At 47.1% G+C, this 9527-nt stretch carries 11 protein-coding genes; 6 read left to right on the top strand and 5 right to left on the bottom strand.

Annotated features, from left to right (window positions below; all coding sequences use genetic code 11):
• Window positions 1-11: 11 nt before the first annotated feature.
• From L2082_RS16535 to L2082_RS16515, 5 genes are all read right to left on the bottom strand, one after another.
• Window positions 12-323, bottom strand: a complete 312-nt coding sequence (locus tag L2082_RS16535) for an RHS repeat-associated core domain-containing protein (protein WP_446011989.1) — start codon at window positions 321-323, stop codon at window positions 12-14.
• A complete protein-coding gene (locus tag L2082_RS16530) occupies window positions 254-589 on the bottom strand; it encodes an RHS domain-containing protein (protein WP_446011988.1) in 336 nt (111 codons plus the stop codon). The genes L2082_RS16535 and L2082_RS16530 overlap by 70 nt, the downstream gene beginning before the upstream one ends.
• A gap of 110 nt (window positions 590-699) precedes the next feature.
• Entirely contained in the window at window positions 700-2181 is a 1482-nt protein-coding gene (locus L2082_RS16525) for a rhomboid family intramembrane serine protease (RefSeq protein ID WP_446009782.1), read from the bottom strand.
• On the bottom strand, window positions 2175-2831 hold the full coding sequence (gene mobA / locus L2082_RS16520) for a molybdenum cofactor guanylyltransferase (protein WP_446009783.1): 657 nt from the start codon (window positions 2829-2831) through the stop codon (window positions 2175-2177). Before mobA ends, L2082_RS16525 begins: the two co-directional genes overlap by 7 nt.
• 2 nt (window positions 2832-2833) lie before the next feature.
• Window positions 2834-3670, bottom strand: a complete 837-nt coding sequence (locus L2082_RS16515) for a 1,4-dihydroxy-6-naphthoate synthase (protein WP_446009784.1) — start codon at window positions 3668-3670, stop codon at window positions 2834-2836.
• Window positions 3671-3901: 231 nt separating this feature from the next.
• Here L2082_RS16515 and L2082_RS16510 point away from each other — a divergent pair, with 231 nt between their 5' ends.
• The 6 genes from L2082_RS16510 (at window position 3902) to L2082_RS16485 (ending at window position 9252) form a co-directional block, all read left to right on the top strand.
• Window positions 3902-4762 carry a response regulator gene (locus L2082_RS16510; protein ID WP_446009785.1) on the top strand — a complete coding sequence of 287 codons (861 nt, stop codon included), beginning with the start codon at window positions 3902-3904 and terminating at the stop codon, window positions 4760-4762.
• A gap of 122 nt (window positions 4763-4884) precedes the next feature.
• Entirely contained in the window at window positions 4885-5793 is a 909-nt protein-coding gene (dapF, locus tag L2082_RS16505; RefSeq protein WP_446009786.1) for a diaminopimelate epimerase, read from the top strand.
• 159 nt (window positions 5794-5952) lie between these two features.
• A complete protein-coding gene (gene dapA, locus L2082_RS16500; RefSeq protein WP_446009787.1) occupies window positions 5953-6846 on the top strand; it encodes a 4-hydroxy-tetrahydrodipicolinate synthase in 894 nt (297 codons plus the stop codon).
• An 83-nt stretch (window positions 6847-6929) separates the two neighbouring features.
• Window positions 6930-7802 (top strand): DNA-methyltransferase, encoded by an 873-nt coding sequence (locus L2082_RS16495; protein WP_446009788.1) that lies wholly within the window; start codon window positions 6930-6932, stop codon window positions 7800-7802.
• Window positions 7802-8776, top strand: a complete 975-nt coding sequence (locus L2082_RS16490; RefSeq protein ID WP_446009789.1) for an XcyI family restriction endonuclease — start codon at window positions 7802-7804, stop codon at window positions 8774-8776. The genes L2082_RS16495 and L2082_RS16490 overlap by 1 nt, the downstream gene beginning before the upstream one ends.
• A 224-nt stretch (window positions 8777-9000) precedes the next feature.
• Window positions 9001-9252 (top strand): hypothetical protein, encoded by a 252-nt coding sequence (locus tag L2082_RS16485; RefSeq protein ID WP_446009790.1) that lies wholly within the window; start codon window positions 9001-9003, stop codon window positions 9250-9252.
• The last annotated feature ends 275 nt before the right edge of the window (window positions 9253-9527 follow it).

Genomic DNA, 9527 nt, shown 5'->3' with positions numbered 1-9527 from the left:
TCCGTGAAACATTAAAATTGCTTCCGCAAATTCCAGAAGGTATTTCTATTCAATCCATCGCTAATCAAGTAGCCGTTCTTGGGCGAGTTAATACGCCAGAAGAGGTGCTTTAATGGCGATGGTATTGTAGGTTGTGTAGTTAATGTTTTTGTTTCCGTATGACTTGAATTAGATGCGATAATTCCTCCAATCAGAAAACCAGCGCCAACACAAACTCCACCACATGCTGCTTCACCTGTTGGGTCAATATATTTTATTGGTGACGAATTTGCGTATCCATAAAGATTAATCCCTCCATCAAGCCCAGTCGGATCAGCAGAAATATATCGTCCAATAGCAGGATTAGAACCTCACCAAAGGGCAGGTAATCCCCCTGCCAGGCGATCTTCCCGGTTTCATCAACCACCATCTGCGGGGTGCCGAGATGATCATTGATAAAATAGTAGAGCACTGGCCCGGTGAAAACCAAGGCCTTTTCACGGGCATGCTCCGGCATGTTCGGCAGGTTACTGATAACTTCCTGTTTCCGTTCCTGCCCCGGCGGTTCAGGAGTGGTGAAATGATGTTCAGCAGCAGCCAACCGAATCAAGAGACACGGCAGAGGCCTTCTTGAGGGAGAAGGAGACTTCCCGATCAGCTGGGGTGCCGGACATGTATGAAGAAAAAAGGGGGGACGAATCGAATTCGTCCCTTTTCCTGCTAACGAATCGCAATACGATACGGCGTTGTCAGCATTTCCTCAGCCTGTTGGCTGATAATGGTCTGCGGATATTTTTTGCAGATCAGCTGAAAGCATTTTTCACCCCGTTCTTCCCTGCCTTGGTCGCAATAAACACAACCCAGGGTAAAAAGACAGGAAGGAAGGCCTGGATACTGTGGACGCTGTTTGAGGAGCAAAAGGAGAAAGCGGGCCGCCTGTGTTGTTGCGCCAGAGCGAATATGGAACTCTGCAAGGGCCAACATGACAGAGGGGTGTAAGCGGGGTGCTGTGCTCACCTGCTTGTATTCCTGAAAATAGGCCAACAGTTCCTGGTAGCGCTTCAGGGTTGCAAGTCTTTGAAGTAACTGCCCAGCAGTTCTATGGAACTGCTCGCTTTGGGGATCAGCTTTATCAATATGAAAAAGCCGGGCAAGTGCGGTGAGATCGGCTGGATCCTCCTCCACAGCCTTGTGCATTTCTTTTCTGAGAAGGGCAACCTCTTTTTTGGTCAGATGAGCCGGGGGCTGAAGGTCCTGGCCCGGATCAGAGGCAAAGGGATCTGTAACAGGTTCTGGCTGTTCTCCTTGAGTGGGCTGTTGTTGCTCATGGGTTCGCAAGATAAGGCCGATAATCATGCCAGCCAGTAATCCACCGAGATGCGATGAGAAGATCTGTGGCTCTGAGGCATTCACAAAGTGATAGGCTTCTTTACTGATCCAGAAAGGAAAGAGAAACCAGCCAAAGACCGTTGTGTGCCGACTGCAAAATCCGAGCGAGCAGAGGACAGTGCTCCTTTTGCTGCAATAAACCAGCAGGTAGGTTCCCATGAGTCCGGCAATGGCACCAGATGCGCCAAGAAGCGGGCCTTGATTGAGCGGATGGATAAAGCCAAAGGCCAGACCGGCGCAGACACCGGTTGTGAGATAGATCCCCAGAAAGAGGATGCGACCGACCCCTATTTCTATCCAGGAACCAATAAACCAAAGAAAGAGTATATTTGCGATCAGCAGGATGACCTTATCATGAAAGAACATGTAGGTGGTTATGTTAAAATAGTTCTTCCGGGCTGGTGAATAACCATAACGATAGGCAAGGCTTTGGTTGAGTTTGTCTTCGAATTTTTTTCGCTTGGGAGACCAGTCTGCAAAACGGGGATCACCAGGTGGAATCAGGATTTGCTGACGAAGTGCGGCTTGAAAGCGGTCATCCTGGATAAGGTGCTGAAAAACGGCAGCTGTTTTCTTGGTGTTGCGGAGAAAATCAGGGATTGCCTGGTGGCGGCGTTGAAGATATTCCTGATACACCTCTAATTCTATTTGTAAAAGTCCAGAGGAGCGGGCCCAGGAGACAGCCTGCATGTATTTTTGCTGCTCGTTATGCTGGAAATAGAGAAATATACCAAGGTTTAGCAGAATAAGAAAAAAGGTTACGCAGGGAAATCGTCGTTGAGGACCATTATTGGAAAGAGGAATAATTAACATGGCTTCTCCAGTTTTCGGAAAGCTTCCTGTTGTGTTTGGGCGAATTGATCCGGGGTATTGATATTATGCCAGGAGCTGTGCAGATGTTGAGGAGGCTGAAAATGATACACACCAGCCTGATTTGCCAGCCGACTGAGCCGCAGGAAACCAGAGGCTGCGATTGTTTCCAACTGGGGACGGCAACGGAAGTCATACCAGGCAAGGAGTGGTTCAAGATGACCGTCTCCAAGAAGGTCGGGCAACACAGCCCTGATACCGGGTTTACGTTGGGCAAGGAGCCATTCCAGGCTTTCAGCCTGCACGTCTGGTTGGTCGCAGGCCATTACGAGCCAGGACACGGTTTGCTGCCAGCGCATAACAGAAAGGATGCCAGCCAGAGGGCCTGCCAGTCCAGGGGCATCGGGAATCCGGGGCAAGGCAGTCAGAGTTTCCGGTATTTCTCCTGAACCAGAAAGGACCACCTGTTCTACATACGGGTTCAGGGTTTCCACTGCATGCTCAAGCCAGGTTTTTTCATCTTCCTGAATAAGATGTTTGGGGCGTCCCATTCGGCTGCTTTTCCCGCCAATCAGAATACAGCCCCATACCGGTGCTTGCTTCCATGGTTCTCGTTGCTCTCGTTGCTTGCTGATCAATTTTTCTTGTTCCATAGTCAGGATGCCTTGTTAAGAACAGCAGGATCGGTAAACAGGCCTGCTTCTTTTCCTCGACGCAGGAGTTCCTGAACAGCAGTTTGTCCTGTTTCAGCCAGATCAAGAGAAAAATCGTTGACATAGAGTTTGATGTGTTCGGAGATGACCCGCTCATCCAGTTCCCGGGCATGTTCTCTGATATATCCTGTACAGGCGTCTGGATGGGCAAAGGCCCAGCGCAGACTGGCTGCTATGGCTTCCTCTATTTCCCGGATGGTTTGCTGACCAAGGTTTTTTCGGGCTGCAATACAGCCCAGGGGGATAGGAAGGTTGGTTTCTTTTTCCCACCATTCTCCCAGATCCTGCACGCAGACAAGGCCATGGTCTTGAAAGGTAAACCGGCTTTCATGGATGATCACCCCGGCATCGGCTTTGCCGGTATTGATGGCCTCCATGATGGTCTCAAAGGGCATAACAAGCAGTTTACTATGCTCAGGAAGAAAGAGTTTGAGAAGAAGAGCTGCGGTGGTGTATTTTCCTGGTATGGCAATTCGCCAGGAAGAGGGCACTGTTGTCTGCTCTGGTCGTGTTATAAGAAGAGGGCCACAGCCCCGGCCAAGGGCCGCACCTGCATTGAGCATGGTATAGTTGTTCTGCACATGGCCCAGGGCATGAAAGGAGAGCTTGGTTACATCAAGGCGGGTATTGATAGCCCAGCTATTAAGGGTTTCCACATCTTCAAGGAATGGTGCTCCCCATTGAAGATGCCGGCAAGGAGTCTTACCGTGGGTAAGGGCGTAAAAGATAAAGGTATCATTAGGGCATGGTGAGTAGCCTAAACTCAACTGGGCGACCATATATATTGTTCCAATGTCTCATTTGACGAAGTAACCTATCAACTCTAGCAGAGTATCCTTTATTCATTATTGCTGTCAAGCTCTGCCTTACTGTCCGCTTACCTGGGGTAAGAAATATAACCTTTTTTCCATAACAAGCACGATTTTCTGTTTACTTTTCAGGCCTGGCATTTTAGTCTTTGAGTATTGTTGAAATGTAGGTTCATGCTAAACCACAGCTGCGGAGCATCAATGAAATATTTCGTCGTTGTTGTTGATGACAGTAAGTTTATCCACAAGATCATTGGGAATTTTGTAGACCCAAAGCTGTTTGATGTTCGTTTTTTTGTTTCTGCGGAAGAAGCAAAAAAAACTATGGGTGCTTTGCCCTTGCAGGGGCGTGAGGTTGACCTTGTGCTCCTGGACATCTATTTACAGGATGGGACAAAAGATTCCAGTCTGGAGCTGCTGAAATTTCTCACCAGGGAAAGGCGGCGAACCCAGGTCATTGTTATGTCAGGCCGTTTATCTGCTGAAGAATTTGGAGAATTTTATTCGCACGGTGCAGCAAATTATCTGCTCAAGCCTTTTGCTGAAGACAAATTCATGACCGCAGTACAACGGCATGTCCGTCTTGCCCGAAATACTCCAGAATATCAGAATCAGCCTCTGGCAAAGATCAAGGTAGATGATCGGCAAGTATTCATAAGTTTTTTAGCAGGCCATGAAAAGATAGCCTGTTTTTTTAGAGATGAGCTGATGAAAAATGATATTGGCTCCTGGTGCGAACAGGCTGAGTTACTCGAAGATCCTCTCTGGAAGACTGTTTTGCTGGAAGCAATCAATACCTGCAAAATATTTATTTTGCTCCTCACCCGTGATTCACTCCAATCTGCGTATATGAAGCAGGAAATCATTCAGGCATTTAATCGGAAAAAACAAGAGGGCAACCGCTTTGTTCTCCTTCCTGTTTTGTATAATATAAAGGAAAACCAGGTGCCTCAGCAAATACGCTCAATGTACTGCTTTGATATTACCTCTGCAAATAACAGAGCAGAGCAAATTCATTCTCTTATATCTTCCGTTACCAAGAAAATACGCTCAATGGGGTGATCTCACCCGGTTCTTATGAGAGAGCAGAGAGGATATAAGAGATATCCCCTGGTTTTCAGCCTGTCAGAGCCTTATCAGGGCAGCGGCATTTTTTATTGAGGAAAGCAGGCAAAGGCTATATAGTGGCTTTTAAAAAACACTTTTTCATAGAGATAGATTCCCTTACAGATAAAAATATAACCATGCAGACACCTGATTTCCCTGTTCCCTTTGTGAAGATGAGTGGTACAGGCAATGACTTTATTCTTATTGACCACCGTAAACCTTTGCTTGCCCCAGAGGCTATGGCTGATTTTGCTGCCAAGGTCTGTCGGAGAAAATTCTCTGCTGGTGCTGATGGCTTGATCCTTATTGAGGAATCCTCAGAGGCAGACTTCCAATGGCAATTCTTTAATGCCGATGGTTCTGTTGCTGAGATGTGCGGAAACGGAGCCCGCTGCGCAGCCCGTTTTGCCTTTTTACAGGGTATTGCGCCAGCTGAAATGCGTTTTGCCACCTTGGCAGGTATTATTGAGGCCAGTGTTGCGGACACGGATGTTGCGGTCAGGATGACAGACCCCTTTGGTTTGAAGCTGGATCAACGCATTATGCTGGAAAATCAGGAGTACATTGTCCATAGTATTGATACTGGCGTGCCGCATGCGGTGATCTTTGTTGATGATATTGATGGAACAGATGTTCGTTCATTAGGAAGTCTGGTTCGCCATCACCAGGCTTTTATGCCTGCCGGAACCAATGTGAACTTTGCTCAGCACCAAGGAGAGGGCATTAAGGTTCGAACCTATGAGCGGGGTGTGGAAGATGAGACCCTGGCCTGCGGTACCGGGGCTGCGGCCTGTGCCATTATTGCTGCCCTGTTGGATCAGGCGGCCTCACCTGTGGATATCATTACCTCAGGCAATGATCAATTAACAATTCTCTTTGATCTACAGCAGGAGGGCGGGCAGGATCATCTTGTGAATAATGTTTTCCTCAAAGGACCAGCCCATACCATTTATTCTGGAGCATTTAATGCTGAGGCGTTGCTTTAAGCTCCCCCTCTCCCCTTTGGGGTGGGCAACAACGCATGAACATGAAGCGATTATTCGAAGAATCACGGAGTCGTTTCATATTAATAAATTCCATTCCTCTCCTTCTGGGGAGGGACAATAAAATATGAAAGCCATACTTTCATATAACGGAGAAGAGTGATGACGATAACAGGAAAAAATATCCAGGGTGCCTTTACCGCCATTGTCACCCCGATGCAGGACGGCAAGATTGATGAACAAGGTCTCATTGATCTGATTAATTTCCAGATTGATAACGGCATCCACGGCCTGGTGCCCTGTGGAACCACAGGTGAATCAGCCACCTTGGGCTTTGACGAACATAAGCGGGTTATTGAACTCACTGTTCAGGTGGTTGATGGACGAGTACCGGTCATTGCCGGAACCGGGGCCAACAATACTGCAGAGGCCATTGAGCTGACCGAATCTGCCAAGGCCAGCGGTGCTGATGCTGTGCTGTCTGTGGTTCCTTATTATAACAAGCCAAGCCAGGAAGGCCTGTACCGGCATTTTGAAGCCATTATTGAGACCGTGGATATTCCTATGGTGCTTTATAATGTGCCGGGTCGCACGGTAACCAATATGGCCCCGGCAACGGTTGCCCGCTTGGCCAAACTGCCCAATGTTATTGGTATTAAGGAAGCCTGCGGTTGCCTGAACCAGATTTCTGAGGTGATTCGTCTTTGCCCGGACGATTTTATTATCCTGTCTGGTGATGATTTCACCAGTATGCCGACCACCCTTATTGGTGGAAAAGGGGTTATCTCTGTGACCTCTAATGTCTATCCCAAGGCGATGTCTGAGCTGATGGAAGCGGCTTTGGCAGGTAATCTGACCAAGGCCAATGAGATCCATTACAAGCTCTTTCCGCTGATGGGAACCATGTTTTGCTATCCCAGCCCGGCCCCGGCCAAGAAAGGATTGCACCTGATGGGTAAGATCGCCAGCCCAGAGGTTCGCTTGCCCATGACAGGTATGGATGAGGGATCGCTGGATAAGTTGATCACAGCGATGAAGGCGGTTGGTTTGATCTAAGGTGTTCAGGGGCGATCCTTGTGATCGCCCTTCTGAAGCTCCCTTTCCAAGAACACTGCATGTACAGGAGGATTGCCTGGGCAATGAAATATCAAAAAATTGATTCACCTGAGATCCTCACTCTTGATGATTCGTTAATCATCGAAGGAGATGCTTTACACGCGCTTAGAATGCTTCCGGCGCAGTCAATTCAATGCGTTGTTACTTCTCCTCCCTACTGGGGGCTTCGTGATTACGGGATTGACGGACAGATAGGGCTGGAAGACACATTGCCTCAGTTTCTCAATCATCTCGTTGCAATCTTTAATGAGGTAAAACGAGTTCTTCGTGACGACGGAACCTTGTGGTTAAACATTGGTGACGGGTACACCAGCGGTAATCGTGGTTATCGTGCCAACGATAAAAAAAATCCTGCACGGGCAATGTCGGTACGACCTGATACCCCGGAAGGCTTAAAACCTAAAGACCTTCAAGGGATTCCCTGGAGGTTAGCGTTTGCTCTTCAGGATGATGGATGGTACTTGAGGAGTGATATTGTCTGGCATAAACCTAACGCAATGCCTGAAAGCGTCAAAGACAGACCAACACGGGCGCATGAATATCTCTTTATGCTGACCAAGTCTGAACGATATTATTACAACTATGAAGATGTAAAAGAAAAAGGATTAAATGGAAAACTTCGTAACCGTAGAAGCGTTTGGAACGTCAATACAAAGGGATTTCCCGGAGCCCATTTCGCCACATTTCCGAGCCAATTAATTCTGCCCTGCATCTTGGCGTCTACTAAGCTGGATGATTATATTTTGGACCCCTTCTTTGGTTCTGGAACTGTAGGGGTTTCATGCGTGGAACAGCAAAGAAAATATATAGGCATAGAGCTGAATCCTGAATACGTCGAATTGGCGGCAGACAGACTGAGTGCCGCAGAAGATAGAATCATAAAGATTGCAGCGTAATGTCTGAGATAAACATACCTGAACCAGTATTACAGATCGACTTTTCTTTTGCTCTGGGACAAATAAGAACGATTTACCTTCAGGATGCGCTGAGTAAAACAGTTGATGATATAGACATTGCAATTCTTGATAAACAACTTTCTCAATATGTGCCGCAAGACAACTTGAAGGCACTGGCAAAATGTGGCCTTCGGGGGGAGTTGGTGTTTCCAGTTCCATGTATGTTAGAGGCAAACCCTTTTTTGTTGGGATATTATCGGCTGTTGCTAGGGTTCAGCCAGAAAGAATTTTACACGAAGAAATTTGGAAGCTCCGGCTTCAAGTCAATGGAGGTGAAAGGCACGTTAACCTTCAGGAACAAAGACAAGCTGGCAGACTTGTGTAGAGGTATGATTGATAGCGCATGTGCTCTACTTGATGGGATAGGCGTTGATAGAGTAAGCAAAGAATTACTTGATGATTTGACGTTGCTCACCGTTGGCCCACAGCTCCGGGGCGGAGCCAATGTGAAAAAAGGTGTTGCCGGTATTATTGACGTGTTTGAGGCAATTCATAATATTGTTGAACATGCTGCAACACGGTCGACACAGAGTACAATGCACATAGTCAACGCAGCAGGAAGAAAGGTATCAATAGAATTTGCTCCTGACCCGGATATTGTAATCTGTGAGGAAATGAATACAACCAGTATCCGTAAACTTATTGCCATTGAGGTTAAAGGCGGAACAGATTTTTCCAATATTCACAATCGCGTTGGCGAAGCAGAAAAAAGCCATCAAAAAGCAAAATCAGATGGATATGTTGAATGCTGGACTGTTGTGAACGTAGATAGGATTGATATGAATATGGCGGCCAAAGAGTCTCCTTCAACCAACAGATTCTATCGGATATCTGCTCTGAAGTCCGGTGAGGGGGAAGAATATGAAGACTTCAAGAATCGGATTATCGCCCTTACTGGAATCAAAAGCGAGTAAGTATCCGGCTGGGCCTGCATTTTCTGGGTAAGATCGCCAGCCCAGATGTTCGCTTGCCCATGACAGGTATGGATGAGGGATCGCTGGATAAGTTAATCACAGCGATGAAGGCGGTTGGTTTGATCTAAGGTGCGCAGGGGCGATCCTTTTGAACGCCCTTTATTTCTATGATCGGTCTTGCTCGAACACAACAAAAGAAGTTAAAATTAAACCAATGCCCTGTCATGAATGCATATAAAATATACGCGGAAGTTGATTCATCAGGACGACTGGTGCTTGACCGCCTGCCGTTTCAGAAAGGTGCTTTATTGGAGATAGTGATAATAGAGCAGAGTCGGCAGCCGGAAGAACGAGTCAGCTCGTGGCAGAATCTTATGCAACATGTTCAGGGCCTGCCGCAGTCCTCAACGCTTTCTGATGAAGATATAGAAGCGGAAGTTGATAAGGTTCGGAGTGCCCGTGAAAGTCGTCATTGACACTAATATACTTGTTTCCGCAGTGATTCGGGATCGTCTTCCTGAGCGTGTTCTGCTGTGGTGCTTAGGCTAAGTTGTGCAGGGGCGATCCTTGGGTCGCCCTGCTTTGCGTTTTTCTCCCCATTTATGCTGTTTGTATGAAAAAATACAGCAATTCAGCTCGTAAAAAAACACCTAAACATTCAAGCGGGATAACTTAATTACCGAAATTTTTTTTTCCAGCTATTTTCGACTTGACGATTGTCTATTTGTTTGGTGAGATGAAAAAATCAAAC

This window comes from Candidatus Electrothrix sp. (genome assembly GCF_052785085.1).
The sequence above is the reverse complement of the archived record's forward strand: the minus strand, read 5'-3'. Positions and strand labels throughout refer to the sequence as shown.